General features: G+C 33.9%; 15 protein-coding genes. 10 read left to right on the plus strand and 5 right to left on the minus strand.

What is annotated here, in order from left to right; translation table 11 throughout:
• Positions 1 to 212 precede the first annotated feature (212 nt).
• The 4 genes from ade (at position 213) to xdhC (ending at position 5,944) form a co-directional block, all read left to right on the plus strand.
• Positions 213 to 1,937: an adenine deaminase gene (ade, locus tag G9F71_RS03720; protein ID WP_164949585.1), complete on the plus strand. Its 1,725-nt coding sequence runs from the start codon at positions 213 to 215 to the stop codon at positions 1,935 to 1,937.
• Between the two features lie 339 nt (positions 1,938 to 2,276).
• On the plus strand, positions 2,277 to 4,556 hold the full coding sequence (gene xdhA / locus G9F71_RS03725) for a xanthine dehydrogenase subunit XdhA (RefSeq protein ID WP_164949586.1): 2,280 nt from the start codon (positions 2,277 to 2,279) through the stop codon (positions 4,554 to 4,556).
• 19 nt (positions 4,557 to 4,575) lie between these two features.
• On the plus strand, positions 4,576 to 5,463 hold the full coding sequence (gene xdhB, locus G9F71_RS03730) for a xanthine dehydrogenase subunit XdhB (protein WP_164949587.1): 888 nt from the start codon (positions 4,576 to 4,578) through the stop codon (positions 5,461 to 5,463).
• Positions 5,456 to 5,944, plus strand: a complete 489-nt coding sequence (gene xdhC, locus G9F71_RS03735; protein ID WP_164944829.1) for a xanthine dehydrogenase subunit XdhC — start codon at positions 5,456 to 5,458, stop codon at positions 5,942 to 5,944. Before xdhB ends, xdhC begins: the two co-directional genes overlap by 8 nt.
• A 72-nt stretch (positions 5,945 to 6,016) precedes the next feature.
• On the opposite strand, the gene G9F71_RS03740 is transcribed toward xdhC, so the two are convergent.
• The 5 genes from G9F71_RS03740 to dpaL form a co-directional block, all read right to left on the minus strand.
• Entirely contained in the window at positions 6,017 to 7,369 is a 1,353-nt protein-coding gene (locus G9F71_RS03740) for a uracil-xanthine permease family protein (RefSeq protein WP_164949588.1), read from the minus strand.
• A gap of 29 nt (positions 7,370 to 7,398) precedes the next feature.
• Positions 7,399 to 8,328 carry a carbamate kinase gene (gene arcC / locus G9F71_RS03745; protein ID WP_164949589.1) on the minus strand — a complete coding sequence of 310 codons (930 nt, stop codon included), beginning with the start codon at positions 8,326 to 8,328 and terminating at the stop codon, positions 7,399 to 7,401.
• A 94-nt stretch (positions 8,329 to 8,422) separates the two neighbouring features.
• Positions 8,423 to 9,616: a knotted carbamoyltransferase YgeW gene (gene ygeW, locus G9F71_RS03750; protein ID WP_164949590.1), complete on the minus strand. Its 1,194-nt coding sequence runs from the start codon at positions 9,614 to 9,616 to the stop codon at positions 8,423 to 8,425.
• 26 nt (positions 9,617 to 9,642) lie between these two features.
• The gene (locus G9F71_RS03755) at positions 9,643 to 10,953 is read right to left on the minus strand and encodes a YgeY family selenium metabolism-linked hydrolase (protein WP_164949591.1); all 1,311 of its coding nucleotides are present in this window, start codon (positions 10,951 to 10,953) and stop codon (positions 9,643 to 9,645) included.
• A 49-nt stretch (positions 10,954 to 11,002) separates the two neighbouring features.
• Positions 11,003 to 12,217, minus strand: coding sequence for a diaminopropionate ammonia-lyase (gene dpaL, locus G9F71_RS03760; protein WP_372481122.1), 1,215 nt, complete (start codon positions 12,215 to 12,217; stop codon positions 11,003 to 11,005).
• A gap of 394 nt (positions 12,218 to 12,611) precedes the next feature.
• Between dpaL and ssnA the strand changes: the two genes are divergently transcribed.
• The 6 genes from ssnA (at position 12,612) to yqeB (ending at position 21,994) form a co-directional block, all read left to right on the plus strand.
• Positions 12,612 to 13,943 (plus strand): putative aminohydrolase SsnA, encoded by a 1,332-nt coding sequence (gene ssnA, locus G9F71_RS03765; protein WP_164949593.1) that lies wholly within the window; start codon positions 12,612 to 12,614, stop codon positions 13,941 to 13,943.
• Between the two features lie 29 nt (positions 13,944 to 13,972).
• Positions 13,973 to 16,975: a putative selenate reductase subunit YgfK gene (ygfK, locus tag G9F71_RS03770; protein WP_164949594.1), complete on the plus strand. Its 3,003-nt coding sequence runs from the start codon at positions 13,973 to 13,975 to the stop codon at positions 16,973 to 16,975.
• 123 nt (positions 16,976 to 17,098) lie between these two features.
• Positions 17,099 to 19,657, plus strand: a complete 2,559-nt coding sequence (gene xdh / locus G9F71_RS03775) for a selenium-dependent xanthine dehydrogenase (protein WP_164949595.1) — start codon at positions 17,099 to 17,101, stop codon at positions 19,655 to 19,657.
• Positions 19,658 to 19,783: 126 nt separating this feature from the next.
• Complete coding sequence (gene yqeC / locus G9F71_RS03780; RefSeq protein WP_164949596.1) at positions 19,784 to 20,518, plus strand: selenium cofactor biosynthesis protein YqeC; 735 nt, start codon at positions 19,784 to 19,786, stop codon at positions 20,516 to 20,518.
• Between the two features lie 50 nt (positions 20,519 to 20,568).
• Positions 20,569 to 21,192: a molybdenum cofactor cytidylyltransferase gene (gene mocA, locus G9F71_RS03785; protein ID WP_164949597.1), complete on the plus strand. Its 624-nt coding sequence runs from the start codon at positions 20,569 to 20,571 to the stop codon at positions 21,190 to 21,192.
• Positions 21,185 to 21,994, plus strand: coding sequence for a selenium-dependent molybdenum cofactor biosynthesis protein YqeB (gene yqeB / locus G9F71_RS03790; RefSeq protein WP_164949598.1), 810 nt, complete (start codon positions 21,185 to 21,187; stop codon positions 21,992 to 21,994). Before mocA ends, yqeB begins: the two co-directional genes overlap by 8 nt.
• The last annotated feature ends 2 nt before the right edge of the window (positions 21,995 to 21,996 follow it).

Below are 21,996 nucleotides of genomic sequence, written 5' to 3' on the forward strand. Positions count from 1 at the left end.
GTGAAAATAAAGAAACTTACAAATATTACATGGAATAAGTATATCAATGTTTATTTTTAAAATCAATATAATTTGTGAAAAACATTTTTAATTTACAAAATTTTTTTAATGTTATGAAAAAAATGATGAAATATTCTGTAAACTTTATTGACTTTTATTTTCTGAAATGATAATCTGATGAAATAAAGCACCATAAAGGAGAATGTTTTGCTATGAAATTAAGTAAAACCAAAAGTTTAATACAGGTAGCTACAGCTAGAAAAAAGGCAGATTTAGTCATTGAAAATTGCAATGTTGTAAATGTTTTTTCGCAGGAAATAATATATGGTAAGCTAGCCATTAGCCAAGGTATATTTATTGGTATTGGTGATTATGAAGCTGCAGAGATAATTGATGGTGAAGGGAAATATATAGTTCCGGGTTTAATTGATTCCCATGTTCATATAGAGTCATCTATGGGTTCACCATATCAATTTGCAAGAGCTGTACTACCAAGGGGAACTACCACTGTTATTTCTGATTGTCATGAAATAGCTAATGTTAAAGGTCTTGAGGGTATAAAGTACATGATTGAGTCTAGTGAAAATCTACCTCTGGATGTGTATATAATGCTACCATCTTGTGTTCCAGCTACTATATTTGAAACATCAGGTGCAATATTAGAAGCAGAAGATTTGGAAGAACTTATGCAGCATGAAAGAGTATTGGGACTTGGAGAACTAATGAATTATCAGGGAGTTGTGTTTACAGATGAAGGCATCATGAAAAAACTACAGCTTACTGATAAATATCATAAAATAGTAGATGGCCATGGGCCTATTATAAAAGAAAAAGAGTTAAATGCCTATGCACTATCCGGTGTTAAGACAGACCATGAATGTATGAACCATAAAGAGGTATTAGATAGACTTAGAAATGGAATTTATATTGCAATAAGAGAGGGCTCAGCGGCAAAGAATCTATTAGATTTAGTTGGTGCTGTAAATCCGTTTAATGAACGTAGATTTACATTTTGTACGGACGACAGGCATCCTAAGGATATTTTAAAAGAAGGGCATATAGACAATAACATTAGACTCGCTATAAGAGCGGGGGTTAGTCCTATAACTGCCATTAGAATGGGTACATTAAATTCAGCAGAATGTTATGGTCTTAAAAATCTTGGTGCTATTGCCCCTGGCTATATAGCAGATTTTATAATAGTTGATAATTTAACGGATTTTAATGTGTTAAAAACTTTTAAAAAAGGTAAACACATAGTGGATGATTGGTATAAGTCTATAGAGGAAGATAAAAAACTTTTGGAAATTGTATCTAACAGTGTTAATATAAAAGATTTTGCGGTGGAGGATTTAAAAATAAAATTATCGTCGAACTCTGCAAAAGTAATTAAAATTATGGATCATAGTCTTTTTACAGAAAATGTAACAAGAGCGGTGAACGTAGATGGAAATGGATATTATATATATAATGAAGCGGTTGATATTTTACCTATTTATGTATTTGAAAGGCATAGTGGAACAGGCAATATTGGTAAAGGTTTAATTGAAGGATATGGTCTGAAAAATGGAGCCATTGCCTCCACTATAGCACATGATTCACATAACTTAGTTGTTATAGGTGATAGTCCAATGAATGTTAAAATAGCTGTCGAAAAGATAATAGAAATTGGCGGAGGCCTGGTAATTGTTAAAAATGGAGAGGTAAAAGGATGCTTGCCTTTAGATATTGGAGGCATTATGTCTAGTAGTGATTTAGAGACTGTATCAAAAGGCCATGAAGAACTTAATAAAATTGCTATGGAGGAATTGGGCATTAATGAGAATGTAAATGCTTTTATGACCTTAGCATTTATGGCATTGCCAGTTATTCCAAAACTTAAAATTACTGATAAAGGCTTGTTTGATGTAATAAAATTTGAGCTTACCAGTTTATAAGCAGATATAAGATTTAAAATTTTTACATTAACTTTCTAGCCTTATGATATTAGGTAAATCTAGTTTTAAAAAAATTGTAGAAATAAAAAAAAATTGCAAAATATTATTGACTTACTTTTTTGTAATGATATACTAAATTTATATTTAAGTACTAAATTAATAATACTATATCTAGTATTATTAGAAGATTAGTTAGGAGATAATTATAAAAAAAATAATATTATTGAAATATATCAAATATATTGTAACATGTGATGATAATGAAAATTTATTTGAAAGTATAAATATGTATATAGGAAGCTATGCTGTGGCAAAAAAATTTATACAGGGAGGAATGAAATGAGTATAGGGAAAAGTATTAATAGGGTTGATGCTTTTGATAAAGTAACTGGGCGTGCACAATTTACAGATGATTTTAAATTAAATAATGCACTTGTTGCTAAAATTCTTCATAGTACCATTGCAAGTGGAGTTGTTAAAGTCATTGATATTTCGGAGGCTATGAAACTTAAGGGAGTCGTGAAAATTGTAACTTGCTTTGATGTTCCTGATATTCAATATCCAACAGCAGGGCATCCATATTCACTAGACCCTGCCCATATGGATATTGCAGACAGGAAATTACTAAATAAAATAGTTAGATATTATGGTGATGACATAGCAGCTGTAGTGGCTACAGATAGTGTAACTGCAACAAGAGCAATTAATCTTATAAAAGTTGAATATGAGGAATATGAACCTATATTGTCTATTGAAGCTGCACTGAAGCAAGGAGCAAATAAAATTCATGAGGAGTATCCGGGTAACATTCTTGCACATACAAGTTATGAAATCGGTAATTATGAAAATGCTATAAAAGAAGAGGGACTTATTGTTTTTGAAGGAGAATATGAACTTTCTCCGGTTAAACATTGCCATATTGAAAATCCAATTTCTTATGCCTATGCAGAAGGAAAAAGATTGGTTGTGGTATCATCAACTCAGATTCCTCATATTGCAAGACGTGTAATTGGGCAAGCTCTTGGTATAGATTGGGGTAAAATAAGAGTTATTAAACCATATATAGGCGGAGGATTTGGGAATAAACAAGAAGTTCTTTATGAACCACTTAATGCTTATTTATGTAAGGTTATTGGTGGAAGATGTGTTAAACTTGATATTTCGAGAGAAGAAGATTTTGTTAATACTCGTCTGCGTACTGCTATGAAAATTAAAATAAAAAGTTATGTACGAGCAAATGGACGTTTTGTTGCAAGAAAGTTAGAAATGTATGGTAACAAAGGTGCTTATGCATCTCATGGCCATAGTGTGACAAATAAATCAGGTCATGCATTTAAACAGATATATAAAGATGAAGTTGCAACTAAAGGTGATATGTACTCAGTCTATACAAATATGCCTGCATCTGGTGCCATGCGTGGTTATGGTATACCACAAATCACTTTTGCCCTTGAATCTCATGTTGATGATATAGCAAGTAAACTGGGTTTAGACAAGATTGAAATGAGGAAACTTAATGCTATGAAATTAGGATTTATTGATAATCAGGTTAAATGTAATAGTAATGGTCTAGCAGAATGTATTGAGAAAGGTAGAAAATACATTGATTGGGATAATAAACTTATAGAGTACAAAAATCAGACAGGGACTGTAAGGCGAGGTGTTGGTATGGCAATATTTAGTTATGCAGTAGGTGTTTTTCCAATATCACTGGAAACAGCAGCTTGTAGGATTGTACTTAATCAAGATGGATCTGTTCAAGTTCAAATGGGTGCCACAGAGATAGGGCAAGGAGCAGACACGGTATTTGCACAAATGGTATCAGAAGTTCTTGACATTCCTATTGAAAACGTACACACTATATCAACTCAAGATACTGATATTACACCCTTTGATACAGGAGCTTATGCATCTAGACAATCTTACGTATCAGGTATGGCAGCTAAAAAAGCTGCTATGGAACTTAAAGAAAAAATAATAGAACATGCAAATTTTATGTTAAGACTTCCTGCTGGGAACCTTGAACTTAAAGATAATAATATCATAAAAAAAGAAACTGGTGAAGTTTTAGCTTCACTTAAAGACGTTTCTATGCATGCACTTTATAATACAGAAAAATCGGTTCACATTACATCAGAGGTAACAAACCAATGCAAATCAAATACATTTGCATTTGGAGTATGTTTTGCTGAAGTTGAAGTTGATATCCCTGTGGGGAAGATTAAAGTTATTAAGGTTATTAATGTTCATGATAGTGGCACGATTCTTAATCCTGCACTTGCTGCAGCGCAGGTACATGGTGGCATGAGCATGAGTTTGGGTTATGGTTTAACAGAGCAACTTTTATTTGATGATGCGACAGGTAGAATGCTCAATGATAATCTACTTGACTACAAACTTCCAACTACTATGGATACACCACATTTGGAGGCACAGTTTGTGGAAACCTACGATGTGTCAGGACCTTTTGGCAACAAGGCGCTAGGAGAACCTCCTGCAATTCCAGTTGCACCTGCAATTAGAAATGCTGTACTTAATGCCACAGGAGTTAATTTTAATATTGCTCCTTTAACGCCACAAAGACTAGTAGAAAAATTTAAAAAGGAAAATTTAATATAAAGGTGGGGGTGAAATAATAATGTATGATATAGAAAAAATATATCAAGCAACGTCAGTTAAAGATGCAATAAACCATCTTGCAGCTGATCCTAAATCCATAATTATTGCAGGCGGAAGTGATGTACTTATCAGCATTCGTCATGGCAAGCTTGCAGGGTGCTCCCTTGTTAGTATTTATGGTCTGGAGGAACTAAAAGGAATAACACTTGCTGAAGATGGCAGTATAAAGATAGGCGCTATTACAAGTTTTTCTAATATAACAAAAAATGAGATTATTCAAAAATATATTCCGGTACTTGGGGAAGCTGTTAATGATATAGGAGGACCACAATTAAGAAACATTGGAACAATTGGAGGAAATATTTCAAATGGAGTTACAAGTGCTGATAGTGCATCCACGTTATTTGCGCTAAATGCTAAGCTTCAAATTGAAGGACCCACAGGTATTCGAGTTATTCCTATTTCAGAGTACTATGTAGGGCCAGGAAAAGTTAGTTTGAAAAATGGTGAATTACTTACAGCTATCTATATTACAAAAGAAAATTATGAGAATTTTACAGGCAATTATATTAAATATGCTATGCGTAATGCAATGGATATTGCAACCCTTGGATGTAGTGTAACTTGCAAACTTAGTGCGAGTAAAGATACTATTGAAGATGTACACCTTGCCTTCGGTGTTGCAGGCCCTATACCTATGAGATGTCCAAAAGCTGAAGAAGCTATAAAGGGAATGAAAATTTCTGATGAAATGTTCAATATTTTTGCAGAAGTTGCAAAAAGCGAAGTTAATCCGCGTTCTTCTTGGCGTGCATCTAAAGACTTTCGTCTTCAGCTTGTATGCGAACTCAGCAAACGGGCCTTAAAGGAATCAATAAGAAAATCGGGAGGCATAATAAATGGCTAATGGAATTTTAAACTGCACAGTAAATGGCGAAGCTAAGCAAATTATGATAGATGATAGAGAGTCGCTTACGGATGTTCTAAGAAATCAGCTAGGCCTTACAAGTGTTAAGAAAGGTTGCGAGGTTGGAGAATGCGGAGCTTGTACCGTGCTTATTGATGGTGAAGCATTTGATTCTTGTATTTACCTTGCAATTTGGGCAGAAGGTAAAGAAATTCGTACAGTTGAGGGACTTATGGATGCTGAGGGGAATATATCAGATATTCAAGAAGCGTTCATTGATGAAGCTGCTGTTCAATGCGGTTTCTGTACATGTGGGACTATTATGTCATCCATACCTGTTCTTGAGGACAGTAAAGAGTACACAACAGAAGAAATTAAAAAAGAACTTTCCGGTAATCTTTGTCGTTGTACAGGTTATGAAAATATATTAAATGCTGTAGAAAAAACTAAAAAGCACCGTTGTGAAAATTGTAAAAATTAAGAACTATACTGATAAAATAAACAGAAATAAAAAAACAATTCGCTTTATCTAATAATGCGAATTGTTTTTTATTTACATGCCTTTTGTTTGGCAGTTAGCTTTAGTAATAATAGCATCTTCAGGTTTATCTTTAGGTAAGATAAGATTCAGTGCTATTGCAACTAATGTTGTAACAACAATGGATGATTTACCAAATATAGATATAAACCATATTGGAAATAGAGCAAATGCATTAGGAACTTCAACAATACCTATACCGAGTGCAATTGCAATGCCTACCACCGCTGAATTTCTCATTGTAAGATCATTTGAAGCAATCATTTTAACTCCTGTCATTGTTATTGTGGCAAAAACAGATATGGTTGCACCACCAAGGACACATTGAGGAATAGTTGTAAGCAGTGAAGCAAATTTAGGAATAAGACCAGATAAAATTACAACAAAAGAAGCAAAAGCAAATACCCATTTATTGATAACTTTATTTGTAATTACTATACCAACATTTTGGCTATATGTTGCAGTTGGCATACAACCAAATAGTGCGCCAACTATACTCGAAAATCCGTTTCCAATAATACCACCGGAAAGCTCTTTATGAGTAGGACTTCTATCCATACCACCACCGGTTGTAGCTGATAAATCACCTATAGCTTGAACAGAATTCACAATGTACATTATAGCCATAGATATTATAGCTGTAGTATTAAAACTTATGCCAAAGTGTAGTGGGGTTGGAGCTTGAAAAAGTCCTGCTGAAGTCACCGCATCAAAAGATACCATTCCAAGAAATATAGAAATAATATATCCTACCACCATACCTATTAAAATAGATGCTAGTTTGAGAGTTCCCTTAGTAAAGAAATTTAAAAACATTACAACAGCAAGTGTTATTAGAGCAACGGCCCAGTTTTTAGGAGAACCAAAAGTTGGAGAGCCAACGCCGCCAGCTATATATTTAATAGCAACTGAATACAGGGATAATCCTATGGAGAATATAACTGTACCAGTAACAAGTGGTGGAAAGAATTTTATAAGCTTTTTAAGGAATATTCCGAAAATTATAGAAACTAAACCACCTACTATTTGGGCTCCAAAAACCGTAGCAATATTAAATTCACCGGTAATAGCAGCCAGGGTTGGAACGTATGCAAAACTTACTCCCATAATTACAGGTAACCTGGAACCTATATGCTTACCCAGTGGGAATATTTGAATTAAAGTTGCTATACCAGCAAAAAACAGTGAGGACTGTACAAGTAAAATCTTATCAGCAGCAGTAAGGTTTGCAACTCCAGCAATTATGAGAGCAGGTGTAACACACCCAACAATCATAGCAACAACGTGCTGCATGCCGAGTGGTATAATTTCTTTGAGTGTTGGCTTGCCCTCAAATTGGAATAATAAAGACTTTTGATTAGAACTCATAAAAACTCCCCCTCAGGATTTAATTTGAATTATTTTATAATAGTACCTGTTTTGCCTGCTATACCATCTTTAGCCTTTTCAAGTAGTGTTATAAGTGAGTATCTTCCCTCTTTTGATGAGGCAAAATCAATTGCAGCTTCTACTTTAGGCAGCATTGAACCAGGTGCAAAGTGTCCTTCTTTTGCATACTGTTTAATTTCAGAAGTTGTAATATTATGGAGCCATTTTTCATTTGGTTTTCCAAAGTTTATAGCAACTTTCTCTACGGCTGTTAAAATAATAAGACAATCTGCATGGAGTTCTTTTGCAAGAGTACAACTAGCAAAATCTTTATCTATGACAGCGTTTACGCCTTTTAGATGATTACCTTCTTTTATAACAGGTATACCACCACCGCCACAGGCGATAACAACTTGTCCCATTTCAACTAATGATTTTATTGTTTCAATTTCTATAATACCTACTGGTTTTGGCGAAGCAACAACTTCTCTATATCCGCGGCCTGCGTCTTCAATAACCACTTTACCACTTTTCACGGAAATATCAGCTTCTTCTTTTGTCATGAAACTTCCAATAGGTTTTGTTGGATTTTCAAAGGCTTTGTCCTTTGGGTTTACTTCAACTTGTGTTATTATTGTTGAAACACTTTTGGTTATATTACGGCTCAGAAGTTCTTCTCTAAGCGCATTTTGCAAATCGTAACCAATATAAGCTTGGCTCATTGCAACACATACTGACATAGGGCATAGTGAATATTTAGGATTATTTTTATGTAATTCACTCATAGCAATATTAATCATACCAACCTGAGGCCCGTTTCCGTGGGATATAACAACTTCATTTCCAGCTTCTATAAGATCGACTATAGCTATAGCAGTAGATTTTACAGCCACCATTTGCTCCTCTAAATTGTTTCCAAGAGCATTACCACCTAATGCAATTACTATTTTTTTCTTCATAATATCATCCTCCTAAAACTATTTTTATACAGTAAAAGGCTAGGTAGAATTTATAATCCACTCTAGCCTTTCATTATAAAAGTGATTTAAACTATTATTTTATTTTACGGCTTTTATTGTTTTTCTCAAGCATAGATAAAACTCCCTGTGGATTTTTAATTTTACTTAAAAAGATCATGGAAGCGATTGCATAAGGTTTATAACTAGCTTCTTTGTAAAGTGGTTTACGGTAACGATCAAATACAGAAGCATCAACTTCTCCAACTTCGCAGCTAAGTCCTGAGATATCAGCTGGTAGACAGTGAAGATAAAGCGCTTTTCCATCTTTTGTTGTTTTCATAAGCTCTTCAGTACACTGCCAATCTTTATGTGTAGCATTTTGTGCAAGTAGCTCTTTTTCAAGTGAATTTATACCAGCATTATCACCTTTTGCATATAAATCTGTACGCTTTTCCATAGCAATAAATGGAGCCCAGCTCTTAGGATAAACTATGTCAGCATCTTTGAATGCTTCTTCCATAGAATTTGTTTTTGTAAATGAACCACCAGATTCTTTAGCATTTTTCATTGCAATTTCTTCTACCTCACTCATAACTTCGTAACCTTCAGGGTGTGCAAGAACAACATCCATACCAAAACGAGTTAAAAGTCCTATTATTCCTTGAGGAACTGAGAGTGGTTTACCATATGATGGAGAATATGCCCAGGACATAGCGATTTTTTTACCTTTTAAATTTTCGATTCCACCAAATTCATTAATAAGATGAAGAGCATCAGCCATACATTGAGTAGGGTGATCTATATCACATTGTAAGCTAACAAGAGTTGGACGTTGTTCTAAGGTGCCTTCTGCGTTACCTTCTTGTACATATTTAGATACGTCTCGCATATAAGTATTGCCTTTTCCGATATACATATCGTCACGGATACCTATAACATCTGCCATGAAAGAAATCATGTTAGAAGTTTCTCTTACTGTTTCACCATGTGCGATTTGAGATTTTCCTTCGTCAAGATCTTGAACTTCAAGACCTAGGAGGTTACAAGCAGAAGCAAAGCTAAATCTTGTACGAGTTGAATTGTCACGGAATAGTGAAATTCCAAGACCGCTATCAAAAATCTTTGATGATATATTATTTATTCTTAATTCTTTAAGAGCTTCTGCAACAGTGAAAACTGCTTCTAATTCATCGTTTGTCTTTTCCCATGTAAGTAGAAAATCATTATTATACATTTTTTTAAAATCTAGAGAGTTAAGTTTCGTTACATATTTATCCATTAAAGCCATTTTAATAGTCCCCTTTTTATTTAAGATTATTTATTTTTACAATAAATTGTTGGAAGAGCAGCATATACAGCAGCACATTTAACCAGGTCTGCTTTCCAAGTTACTTCATTTGGAGCATGTGCCTGAGATTCTGCACCAGGTCCGAATCCTATGCATGGTATTCCATGACGACCCATTATAGCGACACCATTTGTTGAGAATGTCCATTTATCAGTAAGCGGACGAGCTTTTCTCATTTCATCAGTGCTATTAGAACCGCTTCTTGTTGTTCCAAACATCCCTTTGTATGATTCTTCCATGGCCTTAACAACAGCATGATCTTCAGGAATAACCCATGTAGGGAAGTAGCAATCCTGAGGGTATGAAAGTCCAGTCCAGCTTTTTTTGTCATATTTATACATAGTAACTTCAGCATTGTATTTTTTAGCAGCTGGAAGTTGACGAATTTCTTCTAAGCAACTTTCAAAGGTTTCTCCAGATGTCATACGACGATCTAATGAAACCGCGCAAGAGTCAGCTACAGCGCAACGGCTTGGAGAAGTAAAGAATATTTCTGATGTAGTTACAGTACCACGTCCTAAAAATTGAGCTTCTTCGAATTTAGGGTTATATTTTTTATCTAACATTTTTACGAGACCTTTGATTTCTGTAGAATCAGCAGCATCATTTGTGTTAAGGTTTTTGATATCCATTAATATTTCAGCCATTTTGTAGATTGCGTTGTCTCCTCTTTCTGGAGCTGAACCGTGGCATGAAACACCCTTAACATCAACACGGATTTCCATACGTCCTCTATGTCCTCTGTAGATACCGCTATCAGTTGGCTCTGTGCTTACAACAAATTCAGGTTTGATTTTATCCTGTTCTATGATGTGCAGCCAACAGTTTCCATCACAGTCCTCTTCCTGTACTGATCCAACTATGAGAGCTGTGTAGTCTTCGCTTAACATGTCAAGATCTTTCATTATCTTAGCGCCGTATACAGCTGATACGATACCACCAAGTTGGTCAGACGTACCACGTCCACCAATTTCTTCCTCAGTTTCAAAACCTATATAAGGATCAAAAGTCCAGTTAGAGAGCTCTCCAAGACCAACAGTGTCAATATGAGCATCAAAAGCTATAAGAGTTTTACCTGTTCCAACATAACCTAAAATATTTCCCTGTGGATCAATTTCTACTTTGTCAAAACCAAGAGAAATCATTTCTTGCTCTATTCTTTTAACAACACCTTTTTCTCCACAGCTTTCGCCAGGGATAGCAATTAAGTCACGTAAAAATTTTGTCATTTGTGCTTTATAACCCTCTGATTTTTCTTTAATAGCGTTAAAATCCATAATACATTCCTCCTATAATTAGTATAAATTTTTACCTAATATTAATATATTATAATGATGAATAATCACCATTCCAAACGATTTCACGGAAAAAATCCGGGTCAGTATTTCCTTCTGTTGAAAACAATAGAACTTTTGAATTTTCATCAAGCTTCAGAGCTTCTTTTAAATCTTTTAGCTCATCATTTTTCATTATTTCAAAAAGAACACCCATTGTTACAGCACCAGATTCACCAGAAATAACTTTAGGATCTCCCTTAAGAGGTACAGCGTATGTTCTCATACCTTTAGCAGAAATATTATCTGGGCAAGATACAAAGAATGAACTATTATTTTTCAAAATGTCCCATGCTATTGTATTTGGTTCACCACAGGCAAGTCCTGCCATAATTGTTTGCATATCATCAGTAACAATTCTTATATCACCATCTTTAGCTGTGGCTGAACGGAATATACAATCTGCTTTATTTGGCTCTACCACAGTAACTATTGGTGGATTATTTGGATAAACGTTTGCAAAATATCCTTGAACTGCACCAGCAAGAGAACCCACTCCGGCTTGTATAAAAATATGAGTTGGTGCATCACAATTATTATCATGCAATTGCTCGTTCGCTTCCATTGCCATTGTTCCATAACCTTGCATAATCCAAGTAGGGATTTCTTCGTAACCTTCCCAAGCCGTATCTTGAATAACTACAGAACCAGGAACTTTTGCGGATTCAGCCATTGCAATACGAACACATTCATCGTAATTTACTTCTTCTATTGTAGCTATAGCATTTTCTTTTTGAATGTTTTTAAGTCTAATTTCGGATGAACCTTTTGGCATAAAGACAACACATTTTTGGTTTAATCTATTAGCTGCCCAGGCAAGACCTCTTCCGTGATTTCCATCAGTTGCTGTGAAGAAGGTTGTTTGTCCGAAGTTTTTAAGGACTTCTTTTGATGTAATAGTATTGTAAGGAAGCTGCGATATATCTTTACCTAATTTTTTTGATATGTAACAACCTATAGCAAATGAACCACCTAAGACTTTAAAGGCATTTAATCCGAATCTGAAAGATTCATCTTTTATATACAGATTTTTAAGACCAAGGAAATTAGCCATATTATCTAGTTTAGCTAAAGGTGTTTTAGTGTACTCTGGAAAACTTTTATGAAAGGAAGCTGCCTTAGCAATTTTTTCAGGGGACATTATATTTAGCATATTATTATCGGTTTTGGGTAGTTTATTTGATACCCACTTTATTTTGTTCATAATAGAACCTCCTAAGTTATTAAGCTACGTTGTCGTTAATTAAATTCATTTTAATATGAACATAATTTTATAGTGTTATATTATATAGCCTATATGTTTTATTCTTTAGTTATAAATGAAATTGGGCTGTATAATTTTTTAAAAAATTCCTCTGTTTAGATAAAAAATCTAGAGTTAAAAGAATCTTATAAATATTTTATAAATTCAGTATATCAATATTTATTTCTAAAATCAACAATTTTTGCAAAAATATTTTTTATTTACAAAAATATTTTTTAAAACAAATTGACTAAAATAGGAAAACGGTGATAGAATGGATTTAAAGAATTAATAAGAATAATCAATTAATTGATCATGTATTGTTTTAGAATTATAAATATATTTTAGGAGGAGTATTATGATATTAATAGGTAATGGTAAGTTATTGACGAGAGATGCTGATAATACATTTATTGAGGATGGCTGTGTATGTATTGATGCTAATATTATTGTTGATCTGGGAAGCACGCAGCAAATGAAGAAAAAGTATGAGGGTGCTGAGTTTGTAGATGCTAAAAATGGTTTAATTATGCCAGGAATGATTAATACTCATCATCATATATATAGTGCATTTGCAAGGGGACTTTCTATTAATGGTTATAACCCTAAAAGTTTTGGAGACATACTTTCCGGAATGTGGTGGAAAATAGATAGATTGTTAACCTTAGAAGATACAAAATATAGTGCCTATTCAACTTATATAGATTGTATAAGAAATGGTGTTACAACTGTTTTTGACCATCATGCAAGTTACGGTAGCATTTCCGGAAGTCTATTTCAAATATCGGATGTAGCTAAAGAGCTTGGCATTCGTACATCTCTATGTTATGAAGTTTCTGATAGAGATGGACAAGAAAAAATGAGACAAGCTGTTAGTGAAAATGTTGAATTTATGAAGGCAGCTAAAAAGGATTCTTCTGATATGCAAAAGGGTATGATGGGACTTCATGCATCATTTACGTTAAGTAACAAGACTCTAGAATATTGTGCGCAAAATATGCCTTATGATGCTGGATACCATGTGCATACAGCAGAAGGTATAGATGATGTATACGATTCATTAAAAAAATACAATAAAAGATTAGTGAACCATTTATTTGACCTTGATATTTTGGGTAGTAAAACTATTGCTGTTCACTGTATACATATTAACCCTGCTGAAATCGATTTACTAAAGGAAACAGATACAATGGTAGTACATAATCCAGAATCTAATATGGGTAATGCTGTTGGATGCACACCTGTGCTAGAGTTTGCACGAAAAGGATTGATTGTAGGGCTTGGAACTGATGGATACACAAGCGACATGTTTGAATCTATGAAGGTTGCGAATATTTTGCACAAGCACCATAACTGTGATCCGACTGTGGCATGGGGAGAAGTACCACTAATGATTTTTGATAACAATGCAAAAATTGCCAATAGATTTTTTGAAAAACCTCTTGGAGTTATAAAAAAAGGAGCCTATGCTGACATTATAGTAGCAGAATATGATCCACTAACACCATTAAATGCGGATAATGCAAACTCTCATATCTTATTTGGAATTAATGGAAGATGCGTAACAACTACAATGATAAATGGTAAAGTTCTTATGAAGGACCGTAAAATTATGGTTGTTGATTCCGAGAAAATTATGGCCAAATCAAGAGAAGTATCAAATAAATTATGGACTAAAATAAATAGTTAAAAATAAATAAAAACTAGGGGGAATTAATTATGGGTGATAGAATGACGCCTATTCCATTTAAAGAACTAATGGAGTGGATTATTGAGGAGAATAAGAAGTACGGTAAGATATTTGGAGTGAATAAATTTTTTAAAAAGCAGGATGACAAGGTGCTTGAAATATTCGGAGAAAAAATTGAAACTCCTTTTGGTCCAGCAGCTGGTCCACATACACAATTAGCACAAAACATAATTGCAGCTTACGTTTCTGGATGCAGATTCTTCGAATTAAAAACAGTACAGACTCTTGATGGTGAAGATTTACCTGTGTCAAAACCATGCATAAAAGCAGAAGATGAGTGCTATAACGTAGAATGGTCAACAGAACTTAGAGTTCAAGAAGCATATGCTGAATACGTTAAAGCCTGGTTTGCACTAAAAATATTATCAAAAGAGTTAGAACTAGGAAGTACAGATGGCTTTATTTTTAATATGAGTGTAGGATATGATTTTGAAGGAATTTCTTCACCTAAAATAGATGAATTTATTATGGGACTAAAGGATGCATCTAAGAGTAATATCTGGAGAGAATGCACGCAGTATGTATTAGACAATATAGAAAAATTTAAAAATATAGATAAAGAGTATGTTGAAAGTATATCACCTAAGGTATGTAGGTCAATAACATTATCAACATTACATGGATGTCCATCAAAAGAAATTGAACATATTGCAACATATCTATTAAATGAAAAAGGACTAAACACTTATGTAAAATGTAACCCTACATTATTAGGATATGAATTTGTACGTAAAACCTTAGATAGTATTGGATTTGATTATGTTTCATTTGATGAGCATCATTTCCAGGAGGACTTACAATTTGATGATGCTATTGTTATGTTTAGAAAACTGCAAGATTTAGCAAGCCAAAAGGGATTGTCCTTTGGTGTTAAATTAACTAATACTTTTCCAGCGCTTATTAAAAATGCAGAATTACCAGGCGATGAGATGTATATGTCAGGAAAATCTCTATATCCTCTTTCCATAGCGATGGCATCTAGGCTATCAAATGAATTTGATGGGAAATTAAAAATATCTTATTCAGGTGGAGCAGACTTTTTTAATATAAATAGTATATTTGAAACTGGAATATGGCCTATAACTATAGCAACAACAATGTTAAAGGTTGGCGGATATCAAAGATGTGTTCAAATTGCTGAAAAATTAAGTAAGTTAGAATATGCAAATAAATATGTTATGAATAACGAAAAATTAAATGAGTTAAAAGATGAATCAGTAAAAGATATTCATCATATAAAACCTATAAAACCAAATTATACTGGCAAAATAAATAAAAAAGTATCACTAGCTGATTGTTTTATTTCAGCATGTGAAGAGGGATGTCCTATATCTCAAGATATTCCAGAATATATAAATTTTGTAGATCAAGGTAAATATCTTGAAGCACTAAGGGTTATAGTAGAAAAAAACCCACTCCCATTTATTACGGGAACAATATGTAGCCATGCATGTATGGGCAAATGCACTAGAAATTTCTGCGATGAGTCCGTTAATATAAGAAATATAAAATTACAAGCAGCAGAAAATGCATATGAGGATTTATTAAATGAACTTGTGAAAACAGAAAAGAGTGGTGGACGAGTAGCCATAGTCGGTGGAGGAACTACAGGTCTTGCAGCAGCATATTTCCTTGCAAGAGAAGGAATGGATGTAACTATCTTCGAGAAAAGAAATGCTTTAGGCGGAATAGTGAAACATATTGTTCCGGAATTTAGACTGCCACATGAGACTGTGCAAAAGGACATCGATCTTGTTTGTAGCCTGGGAGTTAAAGTTGAGTTAAATTCAGAGCAGAATTCTGTAGAGAATTTGAAAAAACTTGGATATAAATATGTCTTATTTGCTATTGGTGCGTGGAAACCAGGTAAGTTAAACATTGAAGGTGAAAATGTAATTAATGTACTACAATTTTTAGAGAGATTAAGAAGTAAAGATAGTACATTAAACCTTGGAAAAAATGTGGTTGTAGTAGGTGGTGGTAACACTGCTATGGACGCAGCTAGAGCAGCTAAAAGAGCAGAAGGAGTAGAAAATGTATATTTAGTTTATCGTAGAACTAAAAAATACATGCCTGCGGATATGGAAGAATTGCAGCTAGCAATTAAAGAGGGAGTAGAATTCAAGGAATTACTAGCACCAGTTAAAATTACAAAAGGTGTTCTCAGTTGTGAGATTATGGAACTAGCAGAACCAGATGAAAGTGGTAGAAGAAGACCAGTTGCAAGTGGCAAGATGATAGATATACAAGCAGATATTGTTATATCAGCAGTTGGTGAGAAGGTAGATGCTGTAATATTTAAAGAAAATAATATTAATGTAAATGAAAAAGAGCAAGCTATTGTAGACGTTATAACATTAGAAACAAATATTAAAGGGGTATATGTGGCAGGAGATGGGCTACACGGACCTGCTACTGTAGTAGAAGGAATAGCAGATGCAACAAAAGTTGCAAGAGCTGTAGTTAAACAAGAAAAAAACCATGATTTTACAATGAGATTGCCGGAGGCAAACAAAAATATTGAAGCTATAATAGCTAAAAAAGGTATACTGAAAATGTCCCTGAGTGGTAAAGCAGAATGTGAAAGATGTCTTCAATGTTCAACAGTATGTGAAGCATGTGTTGATGTATGTCCTAACCGTGCCAATATTGCTATAAAAGTAAAAGGAAATAGTATGCATCAGATAATTCACGTTGATAAAATGTGTAATGAGTGTGGAAACTGTGAAATGTTCTGTCCTTATGATAGTGCTCCATACAAAGAAAAGTTCACATTATTTGCTAAAGTTTCAGACTTTGAAAATAGCGAAAACATGGGATTTGTATTAATAGATAGCGATAAAAAAATTGTAAGAGTTAGATTACAAGATAAGGTTTTAGAAGTTAATCTTAATTCAAGTAATACAGGAATACCTAAAGATATTGAGAATATGATTTGGGCTGTAATTTCAAATTATAACTATATGGTTTAAGAATTGATTAGGTGAAATTAGAGGTCAATTATTATAAAAGGTGGAAGTATTGTAACTCCAAAAGGGATCACTATAAGTTGAAAGTGATCCCTTTTGGAAAATATATAAAAGGAGGGGGCACTAATGTTTAATTTTGTTGTAAATGGGGATATGGTTTATGCAAAAGAAGATAAAAAATTAATTACTTTTTTAAGAGAAGACTTGAATTTAACATCAGTTAAGAATGGGTGCTCTGAGGGTGCATGCGGAACCTGTATGGTTTTAGTTGATGGCGTGGCAAAAAAAGCATGCGTGTTAAAAACAAGCAAGCTTGTAGATAAAAACATTATAACTGTTGATGGTCTAACAAGCAGAGAAAAAGACGTATATGGATATGCTTTTATGGAGGCAGGTGCAGTTCAGTGTGGTTTTTGTACTCCAGGAATGGTTATAAGTGCAAAAGGTCTTATTGATAAGGTAGAAAATCCAACTGAGATTGAGATAAAGAATGCTTTGAAAAATAATATTTGTCGTTGCACTGGATATGTAAAAATAATTGAAGCTGTGAAGCTGGCTGCAAAGCTAATACGAGAAAATACAGAGGTACCTAACTGTACTTGCAAAGGAATAGTGGGAGAAAAATTAAATAGAGTTGATGCTGTGGACAAAGTGCTTGGCATAGCAGAATATGTAGATGATATGCGTATAGATGGTTTAATTTACGGGGGAGCAGTTAGAACTAAATATCCCCGTGCTTTAGTAAAGTCTATAGATATTAGTGAAGCTAAAAATTTAAAAGGGGTTCATACAGTAATAACAGCAAACGAACTTCCCGGAAATCAAAAGATTGGTCATATTGTAAAGGATTGGGATGTATTAATACCAGTGGGAAAGATAACTCACTGCATTGGAGATGCTATAGTTCTAATAGCTGCCGATTCACCAGAAATACTAGAAAAAGCTAAATCACTAGTTAAAATTGATTTTGAAGAATTAACACCAGTTACATGCCCAGAAGAGGCACTAAAGGGTGATGCTCCGCAAATACACGCAAGTGGTAATGTACTTACAACTGAAAATTTAGTATTCGGTAATGCAGATAAACATATAAAAAATTCAAAATATGTTGTAACAAATAAATACAGTACACCATTTACAGAACATGCTTTTCTAGAAACAGAAGCAGCAATTGCTGCGCCGGATGGTAATGATGGGATGATAATATATTGCGCAGACCAAGGAATTTATCAAACGCGTAAGGAATGTGCAGAAGCCCTGGGAATGGATCAAAGTAAAGTAAGAGTTATAAGTAAAATAGTTGGTGGTGGTTTTGGCGGAAAAGAAGATATGAGCGTTCAACACCATGCAGCAATTCTTAGCTTTTTATCTAACAAGCCTGTGAAGTTTGCATTAAGTCGCAGTGAAAGTATAATGATACATCCAAAACGTCATGCTATGGAGATGGAGGTTACAACTGCTTGCGATGAAAATGGATATTTGACTGCTATGAAAGCTATAATAATAGCTGATACAGGAGCCTATGCATCACTAGGCGGACCTGTGTTACAAAGGGCATGTACTCATGCAGCAGGGCCTTATAATTATCAAAATATTGATATAATTGGGAAAGCGGTATATACAAATAATCCGCCAGCTGGTGCCTTTAGAGGGTTTGGGGTAACGCAAAGTTGCTTTGCAATAGAGTCTAATTTAAATCAGCTTGCAGAAATGGCAGGAATAACTCCATTTGAAATAAGATATAGAAATGCCATTAGGCCTGGACAAGTAATGCCTAATGGTCAAATTGCAGACTCATCGACATCTATTGTGGAAACACTAGATGCAGTAAAAGAGATATGTCTTCAAAATCCTAAAGCCGGAATAGCCTGTGCTATAAAAAACAGTGGTGTGGGGGTTGGACTTCCTGATATTGGACGTTGTAAACTGATTATAAAGGATGGTAAGGTAAATATTTATACCAGTGCAGCTTGTATTGGACAAGGACTTGGAACTATATTAACGCAAATAGTTTGTGAAACTCTTAATATGTCACCGGATAAAGTTGTGCATGCAGCCCCAGATACTTTGACTTGTCCTGATTCTGGAAATACAACAGCTTCACGTCAAACACTGTTCACAGGTGAGGCAGCAAAAAGGGCGGCTAGAAAACTTCTAGATGTACTAAGCTATCAAACATTAGAAAACTTAGAGGATCAAGAATTTGAGGGGGAATTTAAAGGAATAACTGATAAAATGAATTCAAATAAACAAAACCCTGTAAGCCATGTAGCCTATGGCTATGCAACACATGTCGTTATTTTAAATGATGAAGGAAGAATTGAAAAGGTTATTGCAGCTCATGATGTTGGGACTCCTATAAATCCTAAAAATATTGAAGGACAGATTGAAGGCGGTGTTGTTATGAGCCTTGGATACGCGCTAACAGAAGATTATCCACTTATTGGTAGTGTGCCAACTGCAAGATTTGGAACACTAGGACTTTTTAAAGCAACAGAAACACCAAAAATAGAATGTATTATACTAGGTAGAGGAAATACTAATCTTGCTTATGGGGCAAAAGGCATAGGGGAGATATGTTCAATACCTACAGCTCCTGCAGTGGCAGGTGCATATTATAACTATGATAGAGAGTTTAGAACAAAGCTACCTCTTCCGAATACACCATATAGTAAGAAAAAATAGAAATATGGGTTATTGTTCACTGTTAATTAAATAAGTTAACAGTGATATGATTTAAATCAAGCATGTGAAAAAAATAACTATTCTACGGGCTAGTTATTTTTGAATATGCAATAAGTAGGTGATAGCATGATGCTGAGCAATTATATTGGACTAGTGGAAAAAGATATTTTATCTATTGTTGGGGCTGGTGGAAAAACCACCATGATGTTTAAGCTTGCAGAAGAGCTTAGAGGGAGTAACAAGATTTTAGTGACTACAACTACTAAGGTATATACTCCAGCACTAAATAAATATGATTTTATTTGTACTGATAAAAATGATTTTTTTAAATATTGTAATATGAAGGAAAATGGCATTTATATATTAGGACTGGGAATAAATGATGAAAATAAAATATTAGGACTTAGTTACAAAGAATTAGATGAGTTAGCGCCTTATTTTGACTATATATTAATAGAAGCAGATGGAGCAAAGAAAAAACGACTAAAAGCATGGAATGAATTTGAGCCAGTTATATACGGAAAAACTACGAAAACTATAGGTATTATGGATATACAATCATTAGGTATGGTAATAAATGAGGATAGTGTTCATAGAAGTAAAATATTTCGAGAAATAACTGGGGCACATGAAGGTGAAATTGTTAAATCTGAGCACCTATCTGAGATAATAGTGAATCCACGAGGATTGTTTAAAGGCGCGATAGGGGAAAGAATATTATATATAAATAAAGTAGAAGATCCTAAGGATTTAAGATTAGCTGAACTGTTAGTTGAAGAAATAAATTCAAAGAATAAAGAATTATTAAATAGTGTATTTATCGGAAGCTTAAATAACAATGTGTATTACATTAAAGTATGAAATTTATCTTAAAGTGGAAATGTAAAAAAATGAAATAAGACTTTAACTATATGGTTATGGATAAAGGCAGGTGCTTAATAATGGTAAGTGCAATAATACTAGCAGCAGGGTACTCAAGGAGAATGGGTAAGAATAAGCTTCTTTTAAAATATAGGGGCAAATCACTGATCCAGCGCACTATAGAGACTATTGAAAAGTGTGATTTTTCAGAGGTAATTCTTGTAGGGAGAGAAGAAGAAATAATAGAAACTGGTAATAGGTATGGTTTAGTTGTTATTAAAAATGAAAATGCAAATAAAGGAATAAGTGAATCTATTAAACTGGGTGTAATGCAAGCGGCGCAAACAGAGGGATATATGTTTTTTACGGCAGATCAGCCTTTTTTAGATAGGGATACAGTTAAAAGATTAATTCGTGAATTTACAGAAAATCCAGCATATATAATTGTTCCGCGTTGTGATAAGAGTCGTGGGAATCCTGTAATATTTCCCTACAGTCTTAAAGAAGAGTTTTTGCAGTTACAGGGAGATGTTGGTGGAAAACTAATAATAAATAAAAATTTGGACAAAGTTAAATTTGTAGAAATAAGTGATAGCTTAGGACTATTTGATATTGATACTAATGAAAATTATGAGTATATTCTAAAACTAGAGGAGAATAATGAATATGTTTAATGAGATCATCATTATACGTGGTGGAGGAGATTTAGCATCTGGTACAATTCAAAAACTATATAGAAGTGGATTTAGGGTATTAGTTTTAGAAGTTCCAAAGCCTACTGCTATTAGACGGGATGTATCTTTCAGTGAAGCGGTATATCAGGGAGAAGTAGAAATAGAAGGAATTACAGCTGTACATGTATGCTGTTTAAGTGAAATAGAAAAAGCCTGGAGTAATAAAAAAATCCCAGTGATTATAGACCAAGAAGGTAAATATATTAAAAAAATAAAGCCTAGAATTGTAGTGGATGCTATTATTGCTAAGAAAAATATGGGAACAATAAGGGATATGGCAGAAATAACTATTGCTCTTGGACCTGGATTTATAGCAGGAGAAGATGTAGATATAGTCATAGAAACTGCTAGAGGGCATAATCTCGGTAGGTTGATTTTTCATGGAGGAGCTTCGGAAAATACAGGGATTCCTGGAAGTATCATGGGTTATTCTAAAGAAAGAGTTATACATTCACCTTGCGTGGGAATAATGGAAAATGTTCTCCATATTGGTGATGTGGTTGAAAAAGATGATGTAATTGCCTATATAGGAGATGTAGAAGTAAAAGCAAAAATATCAGGATTGTTAAGGGGGATTTTACATAGTGGAAGCCCAGTAGTTGCGGGATTTAAAATAGCAGATATTGATCCAAGGTTGTCAGAAAAAATGAATTGTTATACTATTTCTGATAAAGCAAGAAGTATAGCAGGGGGAGTATTAGAAGCAATATTTTATTTGATAAATCAATCTAAGGAGGATTAACG

The sequence above is a fragment of the Clostridium sp. FP2 genome, assembly GCF_011065955.2.
Lineage (GTDB): Bacteria > Bacillota > Clostridia > Clostridiales > Clostridiaceae > Clostridium_AD > Clostridium_AD tagluense.